Raw genomic sequence first — 13,956 nt, forward strand, 5'->3', positions numbered from 1 at the left:
TTGGCAATCGATCTAGCCGTTCGCCGAAGCCAGCATTGTAGCGGGATTTTTGGCGTTTTCCGGCTCGGGCAGGAGTTTTTTGGCGATGCCCTGCCCGCGCGCCCAGGCGTCCATGGCCCAGCCGGCCGCGCACAGGCCGAAGCTGGCGGTGACGCTGACCATCGAGCCATAGCCGTGGCAGTTGAGCGTGCCGTCGCTGCTGCCCGGCAGCACGCAGGAGGCGTCGGGCGGCGCCACCGCTTCGCGGCTGAACACGCAGGGGACTTGCATCTTGCCCTGGCGCGCGCCGCCATGGGCCTTGCGCAGCCGGTAGCGCAGTTGCGCCAGCAGCGGGTCGTGGGTGGTGTCGCTCAGGTCGGCGATCTCGACCGCATGCGCGAGCCGCTTGCCACCGGCGGCGCCGACGCTGATGAACAGCGCGCGCGTGCGCAGCGCCCAGGCGGCCATGGCGGTCTTGGCCTTGACCTGGTCGCAGGCGTCGACCACGGCCAGCCGCTCGCCGGGCTGGACGCCGGCCAGGCGCAGGCAGTCGGCCCAGTTGTCGGGCGTGACGAAGTCGTCGATCAGCTGGACCCGGGCCTGCGGGTTGATCTGCGCGATGCGGTCGCGCATGGCTTCGATCTTGGCCTGGCCCTGGGTCGCGCTCAGCGCCTGCAGTTGGCGGTTGATGTTGGATTCGCTGACATGGTCGAGGTCGATCAGCGTGATGCGCCCGACCCCGCTGCGCGCGAAGGCTTCGGCCACCCAGCTGCCCACGCCACCGATGCCGACCACGATGGCGTGGCCGTCGAAGATGCGCTGCGCGCCCTCAAAGCCGTAGAGCCGGCGCAGGCCGCCGAAGCGGCGCTCGAAGACGGCGCCAGCGCCGTCGCTGTCACTGCTGTCGAAGTCGCTCACTGCATGCGGGCCAGTCGGTCGCGGGCGGCGATGCCGGCTTCGGTCTTGGGGTAGCTCTTGAACAGCTCTTCCAGCGTGCGCTTGGCGGCCTTGGCGTCCTTGAGCTCCTGCTGGCAGTTGGCAATCGCCAGCATGGCTTCGGGCACGCGGCTGTGGTTGGGCACCTTGGCGATCAGCGCGCGGTAGCTGTCGATGGCGGGCTTGTAGTCGCGCGAGGCGTAGCGGGCATTGCCCTGCCAGTAGAGCGCGGCGGGCAGGTAGCCGCTGTCGGGGTAGCGGCGCATGAACTGGCCGTAGAGGTCGGCGGCCTTGTCGAAGTCGGCGGCGCGCAGGGCGGACATGGCGGCTTCGAATTCGGCCTTCTCGCGCGGCTGGACCGTGAAGTCGACACCGTCCTGGCTCACGCGCACCGGCTCGAGGCTGCGCAGGCGGTCATCGATCAGGTTCAGCGTGCTCTTTTGCTGGCGCTGCAGCTCGGTCACGTCGCGCTGGAGCTGTTCGTTCTGGCCGCGCAGCTGGGACAGCTCGGTGCGCAGCGCCTCGACCTGGTTCGCCAACTCGAGCACGACGCGGCCGCTGTTGGCGCTCTGCTCGTCCTGCTTGCGGCGCAGTTCGGCCAGCGCGTTGTCGCCGGCCTGGCGGTTGGCTTCGACCTTGGCGCGCAGCTCGAGGATGGCCTTGCGCGCCTCGTCGTCGCCGAACAGCGCGGCCTGGGACGGCAGGCTGGCCGCCAGACCCAGCAGCCCGGCGCAGGCGAGTTGCACCAGGCGGGAGCCAGCGCTGGGCGGTCGCACGGAGCGCATGGGGCGCATGAAGCTCGGGGCCTGGCAGGGATGGAGGGTCGGACGGCTCATCGGATCAGCGGTAGGTCAGTTCGACGCGGCGGTTCTGCGCCCAGGCTTCCTCGTTGCTGCCCTGGGCGGCCGGCTTTTCCTTGCCGAAGCTGACTGCTTCCATCTGGCTGTCGGACACGCCCGAGACGGCCAGCGCGCGGCGCACGGCTTCGGCGCGCTTCTGGCCCAGGGCCAGGTTGTATTCGCGGCCGCCGCGCTCGTCGGTGTGGCCTTCGAGGTTGACGCGGCGCTGGCTGTTGCCGTTGAGGAACTTGGCGTGGGCGTCGATCAGGCCGCTGAATTCGGGGCGCACGGCGTAGCTGTCGAAGTCGAAGTAGACCACGCGCTCGACGTTGGCCGGGGCCTGGCCGGCCTTGAAGCCGTCGGCCTGCACGCCGGAGATGCCACGCTGGCCGAGGCCGTTGGCGCCAGCGCCGCCGTTGCCGCCAGCCAGGCTGGAGCTGCTGCGGTCGGCGACCGGGGCCGCGTCTTCGAGCTTGACGCTGGAGCCGCAGGCGGCGAGCACAGCGCTCAGGGTGGCGACGGCAGCCAGGCGGGTCAGGCGGCGGGCTTGGGATTCAAAGGCGTTGGAGACTTGCATCGGCTTGTGGTGGATGAGTTGTTGTTGACGAGAGATGGCTACGAGCGCTGACGATCAGCAAGAAAATCAGCGTGAAAGTCAGCGTGGAAACGGGCCCCAGTTCGGTTCCCGGATGTCGCCGGGCACGCTGGCCAGCCGGGTCTTGATCTGGCCGTCCAGGGTGGTGGTCATCAGGGCCTCGCGGCCGCCGACCTTGGTGGCGTACATGATCAGGCGGCTGTTGGGCGCGAACGTGGGACGCTCATCATCGCTGGTATCTGTGACAGATGCGATATTACCGCTACTGAGTTCCATCACTTGCAGCTTGAAGGCGCCGCCAACGCGCGTGATATAGGCCAGCCAGCGGCCGTCGGGGCTGATGGCGGGCGAGATGTTGTAGCTGCCGTTGAAGGTGACGCGCTCGGCGTTGCCGCCGCGCGCGGGCATGCGGTAGATCTGCGGCGAGCCGCCGCGGTCGCTGACGAAATAGATGCTGGCGGCGTCGGGACTGAACACGGCCTCGGTGTCGATGCCGCCGGTCTGGGTCAGGCGACGCGGGTTGCCGCCGCCGTTGGGGCTGATCTCGTGCACCTGGGAGTTGCCCGACAGGGTCAGGGTGGCGAGCATGCGGCTGCCGTCGGGCGACCAGGCCGGCGCCGAGTTGGAGCCGCGCCAGGTGGCGACCGGGCGGCGGTGGCCGTTGGCGATGTCGTGCACGTAGATGACGGGCTTGCGCGCCTCGAACGAGACATAGGCCAGCTGGGCGCCGTTGGGCGACCAGGCCGGCGAGATGATCGGTTCGTTGCTGGTCAGCGCGGCCTGCGCGCCTTCGCCGTCGGCGTCGGCGACCCACAGGCTGTAGCGCGCGCCGCTCTTGGAGACATAGGCGATGCGGGTCGAGAACACGCCCTTGAGGCCGGTGAGCTTCTCGTAGACATAGTCGGCGACCTTGTGCGCGGCCAGGCGCAGGTCGGCGGCGGCGACCGGAAAGCTCAAGCCGCCGAGGTCCTGGGCTTTCAGCGTGTCCCAGAGCCTGAAGCGCACGTCGAACTGGCCGTTGGCGAGCCGGATCACGCTGCCGGTGAGCAACGCGTCGGCGCGTTCGCGCCAGGGGCCGAGGTCGGGGCGCGAGTTCTCGTCGAGCGCGCCGCCCTGGGCCGCGATCAGGCGGAACAGGCCGCTGCGCTCGAGGTCGGCGCGGATGACGGCTGGCACGTCGGCGTTCGCGGGCGTGGCGCCCTGGAACGGCGCGATCGCGACCGGGATCTGCTTGGCGCCGACACCGCTGACTTCGACCCGGAACTGGGCCCAGGCGGGCGCGAGCGGAGCGACTAGCAGTCCGGCGCCGGCCAGGGTCAGCAGGCTGCGGCGTCGGCCCGAGGCCGGGGAATGGTCGTCAGGGCCCGAAATCTTCATCATGCTGCGGCTTGGGGGATGGACTGCGTCGTGGAGGGTTTAGCGGGTGCGCCAGGGCACCGCCCGGAATGGTTTGACATCCTCCCCTGCCTAAAGGCAGGGGATTCCTACGGCGCGGAGGGGCATGGCGCCTGACTCCGTCGCTTCGGTGGGTTCCTGCTTCACCGAGGCGGCACGCCTGGCCCTCGCGGGCCGGGCTTGACTGACTGCCTCTCCACAGGCTGCAACGCGGTGTCCCCGCGCCAGTATGTTCATCGCGCCGACCACATCGGCGTTTTCCTCGTAACCGCATGCCACGCATGCGAATTTCGCTTGCGTGCGCCTGTTGTACGCCGACACATGGCCGCAGGCGGGACAGGTCCGGCTCGTGTTCTGTGGCGGCACGGCAATCAGCAGCCCCCCGTTCCAGGCCAGCTTGTAGTCGAGCTGGCGACGAAACTCGAACCAGCCCTGGTCGAGGATGACCTTGTTCAACCCCGACTTGGCCCGGACGTTCTTGCCCGGCTGCTCGCTGCTGCCGACCGCCGACTTCGACATGTTCCTGACCTGCAAGTCCTCGATGCACACCATCGCGTGGTTCTGGCTGATGGCGCTCGTAGCCTGGTGCAGGTAGTCGCGGCGGACGTTGCCGATGCGGACATGGAGACGCTGGATTCGGGCCTTGGCCTTCTTCCAGTTGCTGCTGAATTTCACCTTGCGGCTCATGGCCCGCTGGTAGCGGCGCAAGCGCGCCTCGTGCTTCCTGAAGCTGTTGAGCGGCGCCAGGTAGCTGCCGTCGCTCATCGTGGCGAAGCGGGCAATCCCTACGTCGATGCCAATGGCGCTGCTCGATGCTGGCACAGGCGGCTCGACTTCGCGCTCGGTCTGGATCGACACGAACCATTTGCCGCCAATGCAGGACACAGTGGCGTTCTTCACTGTCCCGAGCACCTCGCGGCTGTCGCGGTAACGCAGCCAGCCGAGCTTGGGCAGAAAGAGGCGGCCATTGGCTCGATCGAGCTTGATCTGTTTCGGATCGGGGTAGCGAAAGCTCTCGCGCTTGCCCTTCTTCTTGAAGCGCGGGAAGGCCATGCGCTGCGCAAAGAAGTTCTGGTACGCCCGATCCAAGTTCTTGAGCGCGTGTTGCAACGGGTGTACGGGTGCATCCTTGAGCCACGGCGTCTCGCTGCCATTGCGCCACGCGGTCAGGTGCTTGGCCATCGCCACATAGCCGATGAACTGGCCGCCGGCCTCGTGATTGGCCTTCTGCAACGCCAGCGCCTGGTTAAACACAAACCGGCACGCCCCGGCGAAGCGGCGCATCTGCCGCGCCTGCTCGCCGTTCGGGCGCAGTTCGTACTTGAATGCCTGGAGGCGTCGCATAGTCTCCATTATAGTTTGGCCTATGAGCCAAGGAAGCGATCTTCGACGCGGGAGACACTGCGTATTCCTGATGCATGTCTGATCGAGTTCGACGGCGAGGACGACCATGTCCACCTGCTGGCGAACTACCCGCCCAAGGTAGCTGTATCCTCACTGGCGAAGAGCCTCAAGGGCGTTTCCAGCCGCACGATCCGCAAGAAAAACTACCCGACCATCCGCAAGAAGTTGTGGGGTGATGCACTGTGATCTCCCTACTATATCGTCGGTAGCTGCGGCGGTACACCCATCGCCGTCATACGACAGTGCATCGAGCAACAGCAGACGCCGCACTGATCGCCCCAAGGACACCTTCGGCGTCCGCGCTTTCCTTCGCCGCCCTAAAGGATAGGGTTTGACGCGCATCTCGATCAAAGCAGCACGATGTCGTACTGCTCCTGGGTCATCGAGCCTTCGGCCTGCAGCGAGATCGGCTTGCCGATGAAGTCGGACAGGCCGGCGAGGTGGGCGCTTTCCTCGTCGAGGAAGAGTTCGACCACCTGGGACGAGGCGACGATGCGGAATTCGCGCGGGTTGAAGGCGCGCGCCTCGCGCAGGATCTCGCGCAGGATGTCGTAGCAGACGCTGCGCGGGGTCTTGACCCGGCCCTTGCCCTCGCAGGCCGGGCAGGTCTCGGTCAGCATCTGGGCCAGCGATTCGCGCGTGCGCTTGCGCGTCATCTCGACCAGTCCCAGCTGCGAGAAGCCGCCGACCATGGTCTTGACGCGGTCGCGCGCGATCTGCTTGCGGAATTCGCTCAGCACGGCCTCGCGGTGGTCCTCGCGCACCATGTCGATGAAGTCGACGATGATGATGCCGCCCAGGTTGCGCAGCCGCAGCTGGCGCGCGATCGCCTGCGCCGCCTCGAGGTTGGTGCGGAACACCGTGTCGTCGAAGTTGCGCGCCCCGACATAGCCGCCGGTGTTGACGTCGACCGTGGTCAGCGCCTCGGTCTGGTCGATCACCAGGTAGCCGCCCGACTTGAGTTCGACCCGGCGGCTCAGCGCACGCGCGATGTCCTCGTCGATCTGGTGCAGGTCGAAGATCGGGCGCTCGCCGGTGTAGAGCTGCAGCCGGTCCTGGGTGCTCGGCATGTACTCGCGCGCGAAGGCCTCGAGCAGGGCGAACTGCTCGCGCGAGTCGACCCGGATCGATTGGGTCTGGGCGCTGGCCAGGTCGCGCAGCACGCGCTGCAGCAGGGTCAGGTCCTGGTACAGCAGCGAGGCCGGCGGCAGTCTTGTGGCGCCGTTCTTGATGTGGGCCCAGGTCTTGCGCAGGTAGGCGATGTCCTCGGCCAGTTCCTCGTCCGAGGCGTCCTCGGCATTGGTGCGCAGGATGAAGCCGCCGCCGCCCTCCTCGGTCAGCGCGACCAGGCGCTGGCGCAAGGCCTCGCGCTGGGCGAACGGGATCTTCTGCGACACGCCGACATGCTTGTCCTGCGGCAGGAAGACCAGCAGCCGGCCGGCGATGCTGATCTGCGCGGTCAGGCGCGCGCCCTTGGTGCCGATCGGGTCCTTCAGCACCTGGACCATCAGCGACTGGCCCTCGAAGATCTGGCGCTCGATCGGCAGCGCGGCGTCGGCGCCCGGCAAGGCGGCGCCCGCGCTGGCCGAGGCCTGGGCCGGGGGCTTGTCCTTGCCGGCATGGCGCGCGTTGATGTTGGGCATCAGGTCGGCCACATGCAGGAAGGCGGCGCGGTCGAGCCCGATGTCGATGAAGGCCGACTGCATGCCGGGCAGCACGCGCGAGACCTTGCCGAGGTAGACATTGCCGACCAGGCCTCGCTCGAGCGTGCGTTCGACCAGCACGTCCTGCACCGCGCCCTGCTCGACCACGGCGACCCGGGTCTCCTGCGGCGACCAGTTGATGAGTATGTCCTGTGCCATGGATGGAATGCGCCTCTTAGGTGATGGGCAGGCCGGCTTCGGCCAGCAGCTGGGCGGTCTCGAAGGCCGGCAGTCCCATGATGCCGGTGTAGCTGCCCGATATGCGCGCGATCAGCAAGCCGGCCAGGCCCTGGATGCCGTAGGCGCCGGCCTTGCCCATCGGTTCGCCGCTGGCGACGTAATGCGCGATCTGCGCCTCGGTCAGCGCGGAGAACTGCACCGTCGAGCGGCTCAGGGCCTGGTGGATGCGGCCCTGGTGATGCAAGGCGACCGCGGTCAGCACCTGGTGCTTCTGGCCCGAGAGCTGGCGCAAGATCTGCACGGCATGATCGGGCGATTCGGGCTTGCCCAGGATCTGGCGCCCCAGGGCCACCGTGGTGTCGGCGCACAGCACAGGACCGGCGGGCAGGCCGCGCCGCTGCAGTCGCGCGACGGCGTGCTCGAGCTTGAGCCGGGTCACGCGCCTGACATAGGTCGCCGGGGCTTCGTTCGGGCGCACGACCTCGAGGCCTTCGGCGTCCTCGTGCGGGTCGGGCAGCAGCAGTTCGCAGCGCAGGCCCCACTGCTCGAGCAGCTGGCGCCGGCGCGGGCTCTGGGAGGCGAGGTAGAGCCAGGGCGCTTCGGTGCTCATTCGCGGTGGTAGGGGTGGTTGGCGTTGATCGACCAGGCGCGGTAGAGCTGCTCGATCAGCAGCACGCGCGCGAAGGCATGGGGCAGGGTCATGTCGGACAGGCGGATGCGCATCTGCGCCTTGGCCTTGAACTCGGGATCGAGCCCGTCGGGGCCGCCGATCACCAGCGCGACATCGTCGCCCTCGAGCTGCCAGCTTTTCAGCTGGCGCGCCAGCGCGACCGTGGTCAGCTGGCTGCCGCGCTCGTCGAGCACGACGATGCGCGCGCCCTTCGGGATCGCGGCCTCGATGCGCGCGCGCTCGGCGGCGTAGAGGGTCTCGAGCGTCTTGGAGCCGCGCGGCTCGGTCTTGACGGTCTTGATCTCGACCCGGCAGTCGGGCGGAAAGCGCTTGGCGAAATCGTCGTAGGCGGTCTGGGCCCAGTCGGGCATGCGCTGCCCGACCGCGACGATCACGAGCTTCATGCCTTCTTGGGAGCGGCTGCGCGCTTAGCAGCAGGCTTCTTGACCGGCTCGCCGACCTTGACGACCTGCACCTTCTTGGCCGCGGCCTTGCGCGCCGGGGCCTTCTTGGCGGCAGGAGCGGCCGAGCCGCCAGCGGTCTTGACCGTCTTGGCGACCTTGCGGGCCGGTGCCTTCTTGGGCTCGTCGGTGGCGGCAGCGGCGCTGTCGGCCGACTTGCGCGCGGCGCGGGTCGCCTTCTTGGCGGCTTCGGCCGGCGAGACGGCCTTGGCGGCATCGGCCGCTGCGGCATCGGCAGCGCCCTTGAGGCCGGCCTTGCGCGCCGAGGCGGCATTGGCCTTCTCGGCGGCGGCGCGCGCGGCCTTGCCGCGGGCTTCGCTGCTCTTCAGGCGCACCGGCACGTCGCCCCACAGGTCTTCCAGGCGGTAGTACTGGCGGATGGTCGGCTGCATCACGTGGACCACGGCCTGGCCGCAGTCAACGATGATCCATTCGCCGTTTTCCTCGCCTTCGGTGCGCGGCTTCTCGAAGCCGGCTTCACGCACGGCATCGCGCACGCTGGCGGCGAGCGCGCGGGTCTGGCGGTTGGTGCTGCCGCTGGCGACGATCACGCGCTCGAACAGCGGCGACAGGCCCTCGGTGTTGAAGACCTGGATATCCAGGGCCTTGACGTCCTCGAGGCCGTCGACGATGGCGCGCTGGAGTTTCTGGATCTTTTTCTTGTCGGCGGTTTCGCTCATGTGGCGTGTCGGTATAAGTGATGTTCGGAAATATAGCGCGCGACGCCCTCGGGCACCAGCACGTCCAGGTCGGGATAGCGGCGGCTCTTGCCGTGCACCTGCGCACGCACGGCGGTGGCGCTCAGGTTGTGCAAGGGCATGTCGAGCCGGATGAAGGGAATGTCCACCCCGCTCAAGTCCTGCTCGACCTGGCTGTCGGAGACGGCCTCGGCGCCGATGTTGACGCCCCGGTTGGCCACCGCCAGGGTCGCGCACTGTAACACTTCCTGCCAGCGAACCCAAGTCTTGAATGCAAGCAGCTGGTCGGCACCGAGCACCAGGAACAACTGGGCACCCGGGTATTCGGCCGCCAACTCGGCCAGGGTGTCGGCCGTGTAGGACGGGCCGTCGCGCCGGATCTCGCGCTGATCGACCAGGACATTGGGCAGTCCGGCAAAGGCACGTTCGCACATCGCGACCCGGTGTTCGGCCGGTATCAGGACCCGGGTCTTGTGCCAGGCCTGGCCGGTCGGCAGGATATGCATCCGGTCGAGGCCGAGCTGCTTCAAGGCGGTCTCGGCCAGGGCGCGATGCGCCCAGTGCGGCGGGTCGAAGGCGCCGCCGAACATGCCGATGCGCAAGCCGGCTGGCTCGGACTGCGGCGGGCGGGATGCAGTCAAGTCGCTCACACCCAGTCCCGGCGCGGCAGGAAGTCGCTGTACAGGCGCGCTTCGGGGCTGCCGGGGATGGGCTGTTCCTGGTAGGACCAGCGCACCAGCGGCGGCATCGACAGCAGGATCGATTCGGTGCGGCCACCCGACTGCAGGCCGAAATGGGTGCCGCGGTCCCAGACCAGGTTGAATTCGACGTAGCGCCCGCGCCGGTAGAGCTGGAACTGGCGTTCGCGCTCGCCGTAGTCCAGGCCCTTGCGCCGCTCGACGATCGGCAGGTAGGCATGCAGGAAGGCGTCGCCGACCGCGCGCGTCATGGCCGAGCCGCCCTCGAAGCCAAGCTCGGAGAAGTCATCGAAGAACACGCCGCCGATACCGCGCTGCTCGTTGCGGTGCTTGAGGAAGAAGTAGTCGTCGCACCAGGCCTTGAAGCGCGGGTACTTGTCGGCGCCGAAGGGCGCGAGCGCGTCGCGGCAGGTGCGGTGGAAATGGACCGCGTCCTCCTCGAAGCCGTAGTAGGGCGTGAGGTCCATGCCGCCGCCGAACCAGGCCACCGGCTCGCCGCCGCCGACCGGGGTGGCGCTGATCATGCGCACGTTCATGTGCACGGTCGGCACATAGGGGTTGCGCGGGTGGAACACCAGCGACACGCCCATGGCCTCGAACGGGGCCCCGGCGAGCTCGGGCCGGTGCTGGGTCGCGGACGGCGGCAGGCTGGCACCCGACACATGGGAGAAGCCGCAGCCGGCGCGCTCGAAGACATTGCCGCCCTCGAGGATCTGCGTCACGCCCTGGCCCTGCAGCGGCTCGCCCGGGGCTTTTTGCCAGCCGTCGGACTGGAAGGCCTTGCCGTCGATCTCGGCAATCGCCCAGGTGATGCGCTGCTGCAAGCCGAGCAGGTAGTCACGCATGATCTGCGCCTGCGACTGGCTCATTTGGCGATGGCCCGGTAGCCGATGTCGCGGCGGAACTGCATGCCGTCGAAGGCCACGCCAGCGACCAGCTCGTAGGCGCGGCGCTGCGCGTCGGCCACGCCCTGGCCCAGCGCGGTCGCGCACAGCACGCGTCCGCCCGAGGTCACGACCTGGCCGTCCTTCATCGTGGTGCCGGCGTGGAAGACGACGGCATCGTCGCTGTCCACGGGCAGCGCGCTGATGACGTCGCCCTTGCGCGGGTTCATGGGATAGCCGGCAGCGGCCAGCACTACGCCGAGCGCACAGCGTTCGTCCCATTCCAGGCTGACCTGGTCCAGGCGCTGTTCGGTCGCGGCCAGCAGCACTTCGGCCAGGTCGGACTGCAGGCGCATCATGATGGGCTGGGTCTCGGGGTCGCCCATGCGGCAGTTGAACTCGAGCGTCTTGACCGAGCCATCGGGCGCGATCATCAGGCCGGCGTAGAGGAAGCCGGTGAAGGGGATGCCGTCGGCTTCCATGCCGCGGATGGTCGGCAGGATGATCTGCTCCATCGCGCGCTGGTGCACCTCGGGGGTGACGACCGGCGCCGGCGAATAGGCGCCCATGCCGCCGGTGTTGGGACCCTGGTCGGCATCGAGCAGGCGCTTGTGGTCCTGGCTGGTGGCCAGCGCGGTGACGTTCTTGCCATCGCACAGCACGATGAAGCTGGCTTCCTCGCCCTGCAGGAAGGACTCGATCACGACGCGGGCGCCGCCTTCGTTGTGCGTCACGCCCAGGGTGTTGTCGACCAGCATGAAGTCGATCGCCTCGTGCGCCTCGGCCAGGCTCATGGCCACGACCACGCCCTTGCCGGCGGCCAGGCCGTCGGCCTTGACCACGATCGGCGCGCCGACCTGGTCGACATAGGCATGGGCCTGGACCGGATCGCTGAAGGTCTCGTAGGCCGCGGTCGGGATGCCATGGCGGGCCATGAAGGCCTTCGAGAACGCCTTGGAGCTTTCCAACTGGGCGGCGGCCTGGGTCGGGCCGAAGATGCGCAGGCCATGAGCGCGGAATTCGTCGACCACGCCAGCGGCCAGCGGGGCCTCGGGGCCGACCACGGTCAGCGCGATGCCGTTGGCCTGCGCCCATTCGCGCAACGCGACGACATCCGTCACGGCCAGGTTGGTGAGGCCCGCATCGAGCGCGGTGCCGCCATTGCCCGGCGCCACGAACACCTGTTCGACGCGCGGGGATTGCTTCAGTTTCCAGGCCAGCGCGTGCTCGCGCCCGCCGCCACCGATGACCAGTACCTTCATCTTGTTGTCCGCGCTCATTCGTTGATTTCTGCGTTGTGGAACACGTTCTGCACGTCGTCGAGGTCCTCGATCGCGTCGAGCAGCTTCTGCATGCGGGCGGCATCGTCGCCGCTGAGTTCGATCTGGTTGTCGGCGCGCATGGTGACTTCGGCCAGTTCGGGCGTCAGGCCGGCGGCCTCGAGCGCGTTCTTGACCGCCTCGAACTCGGCCGGCGAGGTCAGCACCTCGATCGCGCCGTCGTCGTCGCTGATCACGTCATCGGCGCCAGCCTCGAGCGCGATTTCCATCACCTGGTCCTCGGAGGTGCCGGGGGCGAAGACCAGCTGGCCGCAATGCTTGAACTGGAAGGCCACCGAGCCTTCGGTGCCCAGGTTGCCGCCATGCTTGGAGAAGGCGTGGCGCACTTCGGCCACGGTGCGCACGCGGTTGTCGGTCATGGTGTCGACGATGATGGCCGCGCCGCCGATGCCGTAGCCTTCGTAGCGGATTTCCTCGTAGTTGATGCCTTCGAGCGCGCCAGAGGCCTTGTCGATGTTGTACTTGACGCGGTCGGCAGGCATGTTGGCGGCCTTGGCCTTGTCCACCGCCAGGCGCAGGCGCGGGTTGGCACTCAGGTCGGGGCCACCGGCGCGCGCGGCGACCGTGATTTCGCGGATGATGCGCGTCCAGATCTTGCCGCGCTTTTCATCCTGCCGCCCCTTGCGGTGCTGGATGTTGGCCCACTTGGAATGCCCTGCCATGAAAACCTCGTGTAATGGAAATGCTGTACGAAGCCGGGGATTGTACTTTTTCAGGCCTCGGGCGTGATCGAATCGGCGTAGTCGTAGAGCGCGGACAGGATGGCCTCGGCGCGCTCGTCCTCGCGCTCGGCGGCGGCCTCCTGCAACTGGTCCAGCCGCGCGAGCAGCGCCTCGCTGCTGAGCACCCCACCCGCGCCATGCAGCAGCCGGGCCTGGCAATGGGCCTGCCAGCGCTGGACTTCCTCGGGCGCCAGCGTTTCGGGGAAGTTGCGCGCGCGGTAGCGGAACACCAGCTCGGGCAGGCGCGGGTCATCGAAGCCGGCCTCGCGCCAGGCCGGGTCCGTCGGGTCGCAGCCGCGCAATCGGGCCAGCCGGCTGCGGTCGGCGTCGCTGATGAAGCTGCCGTAGAGGTCCTGGTCGACATCGACCGGGCTGGCCGATTCGGGCCGGGCGAACACCTCGCTCCAGCGCCCGCTGAGGTCGGGCATGGCGCGCGCGAGCTCGGCATGCTGCAGCCCGCGCTCGAGGTCGATGCCCCACTTTGCGGCCAGCTCGGGCTTGAGCGTACGCAGGTTGGCCACCACCATCGGCGACTGGTTCAGGTGCACGCTCTTGAGCGGCAGCCGGCGCACGCCTTCGGGCAGCTGGTCCTGCGGCGTGAACAGGCGCTGGCGCAACTGCTCGGCGCTGAGCTCGAGCAGCACGCGCGGGTCCTGCGCCAGGTCCCAGGCCAGCAGCTCGTTGCGGTTGTTCGGGTGCATGGCCAGCGGCCACATCAGCGCCAGGCAGCCGCGCTCGGGCGAGAACATGCCCGAGACATGCAGGAAGGGCTTGGCATCGGCCGGCAGCGCGGGCAGGCCAAGCTCGTCGAGCACGCGCTTCTTCTGGCGCAAGCCGAGCGCGAAGTCGAACAGCCGCGGCTGCTTGGCGCGCAGCAGGCGCGCCAGCGCCAGGGTGGCTCGCACGTCGGACAGCGCGTCATGCGCGGCCTCGTGCGCGATGCCGTTGGCGCGGGTCAGGTCCTCGAGCCTGAAGCTGGGCTTGCCGTCGGGCTTCCTGGGCCAAGCGATGCCCTCGGGGCGCAGCGCATGGCACAAGCGCAGCACGTCCATCAGGTCCCAGCGGCCGCACTGGTTCTGCCATTCGCGCGCGTAGGGATCGATCAGGTTGCGCCAGAACAGGAAGCGGGTGAATTCGTCGTCGAAGCGGATCGAGTTGTAGCCGACGCCGACGGTGCCGGGCCGGGCCAGCTCGGCCTCGAGCCGGGTGGCGAATTCATGCTCGGGCAGGCCCTGCTCCAGGCAGAGCTGGGGCGTGATGCCGGTGACCAGGCAGCTCTCGGGCGCGGGCAAGTAGTCGGGCGCCGGGCGGCAGTAGAGCATCAGCGGCGCGCCGATCTCGTTGAGTTCGGCGTCGGTGCGGATGGCTGCGAACTGGGCCGGCCGGTCGCGCCGCGGGCTGATGCCGAAGGTCTCGTAGTCGAGCCAGAGGAAGGTTAATACGCTCATCGTG

Annotated in this window: 14 protein-coding genes and 1 pseudogene; 1 reads left to right on the forward strand and 14 read right to left on the reverse strand. The window is 68.4% G+C overall.

Going from position 1 to position 13,956, the window contains the following annotated elements; translation table 11 throughout:
• Nucleotides 1-12: 12 nt before the first annotated feature.
• The 5 genes from C6P64_RS06075 to C6P64_RS06095 form a co-directional block, all read right to left on the reverse strand.
• On the reverse strand, nt 13-897 hold the full coding sequence (locus C6P64_RS06075; RefSeq protein ID WP_105747704.1) for a tRNA threonylcarbamoyladenosine dehydratase: 885 nt from the start codon (nt 895-897) through the stop codon (nt 13-15).
• Nucleotides 894-1,751 carry a tol-pal system protein YbgF gene (gene ybgF, locus C6P64_RS06080; RefSeq protein ID WP_245911641.1) on the reverse strand — a complete coding sequence of 286 codons (858 nt, stop codon included), beginning with the start codon at nt 1,749-1,751 and terminating at the stop codon, nt 894-896. The genes C6P64_RS06075 and ybgF overlap by 4 nt, the downstream gene beginning before the upstream one ends.
• A gap of 4 nt (nt 1,752-1,755) precedes the next feature.
• Nucleotides 1,756-2,331, reverse strand: coding sequence for a peptidoglycan-associated lipoprotein Pal (gene pal, locus C6P64_RS06085; protein WP_105747706.1), 576 nt, complete (start codon nt 2,329-2,331; stop codon nt 1,756-1,758).
• Nucleotides 2,332-2,409: 78 nt separating this feature from the next.
• Entirely contained in the window at nt 2,410-3,729 is a 1,320-nt protein-coding gene (gene tolB / locus C6P64_RS06090; RefSeq protein ID WP_105747707.1) for a Tol-Pal system beta propeller repeat protein TolB, read from the reverse strand.
• 87 nt (nt 3,730-3,816) lie between these two features.
• Nucleotides 3,817-5,088: an RNA-guided endonuclease InsQ/TnpB family protein gene (locus C6P64_RS06095; protein ID WP_105747708.1), complete on the reverse strand. Its 1,272-nt coding sequence runs from the start codon at nt 5,086-5,088 to the stop codon at nt 3,817-3,819.
• Nucleotides 5,089-5,157: 69 nt separating this feature from the next.
• Between C6P64_RS06095 and tnpA the strand changes: the two are divergent.
• A pseudogene (gene tnpA / locus C6P64_RS06100) lies at nt 5,158-5,421 on the forward strand (IS200/IS605 family transposase); the annotation flags it as partial.
• A 74-nt stretch (nt 5,422-5,495) separates the two neighbouring features.
• On the opposite strand, the gene rng reads toward tnpA, so the two are convergent.
• The 9 genes from rng to sbcB are packed head-to-tail and all read right to left on the reverse strand — an operon-like array spanning nt 5,496 to nt 13,952.
• On the reverse strand, nt 5,496-7,010 hold the full coding sequence (rng, locus tag C6P64_RS06105; RefSeq protein ID WP_105747709.1) for a ribonuclease G: 1,515 nt from the start codon (nt 7,008-7,010) through the stop codon (nt 5,496-5,498).
• Between the two features lie 16 nt (nt 7,011-7,026).
• Nucleotides 7,027-7,641, reverse strand: coding sequence for a Maf family protein (locus C6P64_RS06110; protein WP_105747710.1), 615 nt, complete (start codon nt 7,639-7,641; stop codon nt 7,027-7,029).
• Nucleotides 7,638-8,105, reverse strand: coding sequence for a 23S rRNA (pseudouridine(1915)-N(3))-methyltransferase RlmH (gene rlmH, locus C6P64_RS06115; protein ID WP_105747711.1), 468 nt, complete (start codon nt 8,103-8,105; stop codon nt 7,638-7,640). Before rlmH ends, C6P64_RS06110 begins: the two co-directional genes overlap by 4 nt.
• The gene (gene rsfS / locus C6P64_RS06120; protein ID WP_105747712.1) at nt 8,102-8,842 is read right to left on the reverse strand and encodes a ribosome silencing factor; all 741 of its coding nucleotides are present in this window, start codon (nt 8,840-8,842) and stop codon (nt 8,102-8,104) included. The genes rlmH and rsfS overlap by 4 nt, the downstream gene beginning before the upstream one ends.
• On the reverse strand, nt 8,839-9,501 hold the full coding sequence (gene nadD / locus C6P64_RS06125; RefSeq protein WP_245911642.1) for a nicotinate (nicotinamide) nucleotide adenylyltransferase: 663 nt from the start codon (nt 9,499-9,501) through the stop codon (nt 8,839-8,841). Before nadD ends, rsfS begins: the two co-directional genes overlap by 4 nt.
• Nucleotides 9,502-9,506: 5 nt before the next feature.
• The gene (gene hemF / locus C6P64_RS06130) at nt 9,507-10,427 is read right to left on the reverse strand and encodes an oxygen-dependent coproporphyrinogen oxidase (protein WP_105747713.1); all 921 of its coding nucleotides are present in this window, start codon (nt 10,425-10,427) and stop codon (nt 9,507-9,509) included.
• On the reverse strand, nt 10,424-11,704 hold the full coding sequence (purD, locus tag C6P64_RS06135) for a phosphoribosylamine--glycine ligase (RefSeq protein ID WP_105747743.1): 1,281 nt from the start codon (nt 11,702-11,704) through the stop codon (nt 10,424-10,426). Before purD ends, hemF begins: the two co-directional genes overlap by 4 nt.
• Nucleotides 11,705-11,718: 14 nt before the next feature.
• Nucleotides 11,719-12,444 carry a YebC/PmpR family DNA-binding transcriptional regulator gene (locus tag C6P64_RS06140; protein ID WP_105747714.1) on the reverse strand — a complete coding sequence of 242 codons (726 nt, stop codon included), beginning with the start codon at nt 12,442-12,444 and terminating at the stop codon, nt 11,719-11,721.
• Nucleotides 12,445-12,494: 50 nt separating this feature from the next.
• Entirely contained in the window at nt 12,495-13,952 is a 1,458-nt protein-coding gene (sbcB, locus tag C6P64_RS06145; protein WP_105747715.1) for an exodeoxyribonuclease I, read from the reverse strand.
• Nucleotides 13,953-13,956 lie beyond the last annotated feature (4 nt).

Source organism: Malikia granosa, from assembly GCF_002980595.1.
Lineage (GTDB): Bacteria > Pseudomonadota > Gammaproteobacteria > Burkholderiales > Burkholderiaceae_C > Malikia > Malikia granosa.

What these genes read in the sequence shown, in the direction of transcription:
- rsfS (WP_105747712.1), bottom strand. Translation starts at nt 8,842, where the DNA reads ATGAGCGAAACCGCCGACAAGAAAAAGATCCAGAAACTCCAGCGCGCC.
- rlmH (WP_105747711.1), bottom strand. Translation starts at nt 8,105, where the DNA reads ATGAAGCTCGTGATCGTCGCGGTCGGGCAGCGCATGCCCGACTGGGCC.
- C6P64_RS06110 (WP_105747710.1), bottom strand. Translation starts at nt 7,641, where the DNA reads ATGAGCACCGAAGCGCCCTGGCTCTACCTCGCCTCCCAGAGCCCGCGC.
- ybgF (WP_245911641.1), bottom strand. Translation starts at nt 1,751, where the DNA reads ATGAGCCGTCCGACCCTCCATCCCTGCCAGGCCCCGAGCTTCATGCGC.
- sbcB (WP_105747715.1), bottom strand. Translation starts at nt 13,952, where the DNA reads ATGAGCGTATTAACCTTCCTCTGGCTCGACTACGAGACCTTCGGCATC.
- rng (WP_105747709.1), bottom strand. Translation starts at nt 7,010, where the DNA reads ATGGCACAGGACATACTCATCAACTGGTCGCCGCAGGAGACCCGGGTC.
- purD (WP_105747743.1), bottom strand. Translation starts at nt 11,704, where the DNA reads ATGAAGGTACTGGTCATCGGTGGCGGCGGGCGCGAGCACGCGCTGGCC.
- C6P64_RS06140 (WP_105747714.1), bottom strand. Translation starts at nt 12,444, where the DNA reads ATGGCAGGGCATTCCAAGTGGGCCAACATCCAGCACCGCAAGGGGCGG.
- C6P64_RS06095 (WP_105747708.1), bottom strand. Translation starts at nt 5,088, where the DNA reads ATGCGACGCCTCCAGGCATTCAAGTACGAACTGCGCCCGAACGGCGAG.
- hemF (WP_105747713.1), bottom strand. Translation starts at nt 10,427, where the DNA reads ATGAGCCAGTCGCAGGCGCAGATCATGCGTGACTACCTGCTCGGCTTG.
- pal (WP_105747706.1), bottom strand. Translation starts at nt 2,331, where the DNA reads ATGCAAGTCTCCAACGCCTTTGAATCCCAAGCCCGCCGCCTGACCCGC.
- tolB (WP_105747707.1), bottom strand. Translation starts at nt 3,729, where the DNA reads ATGATGAAGATTTCGGGCCCTGACGACCATTCCCCGGCCTCGGGCCGA.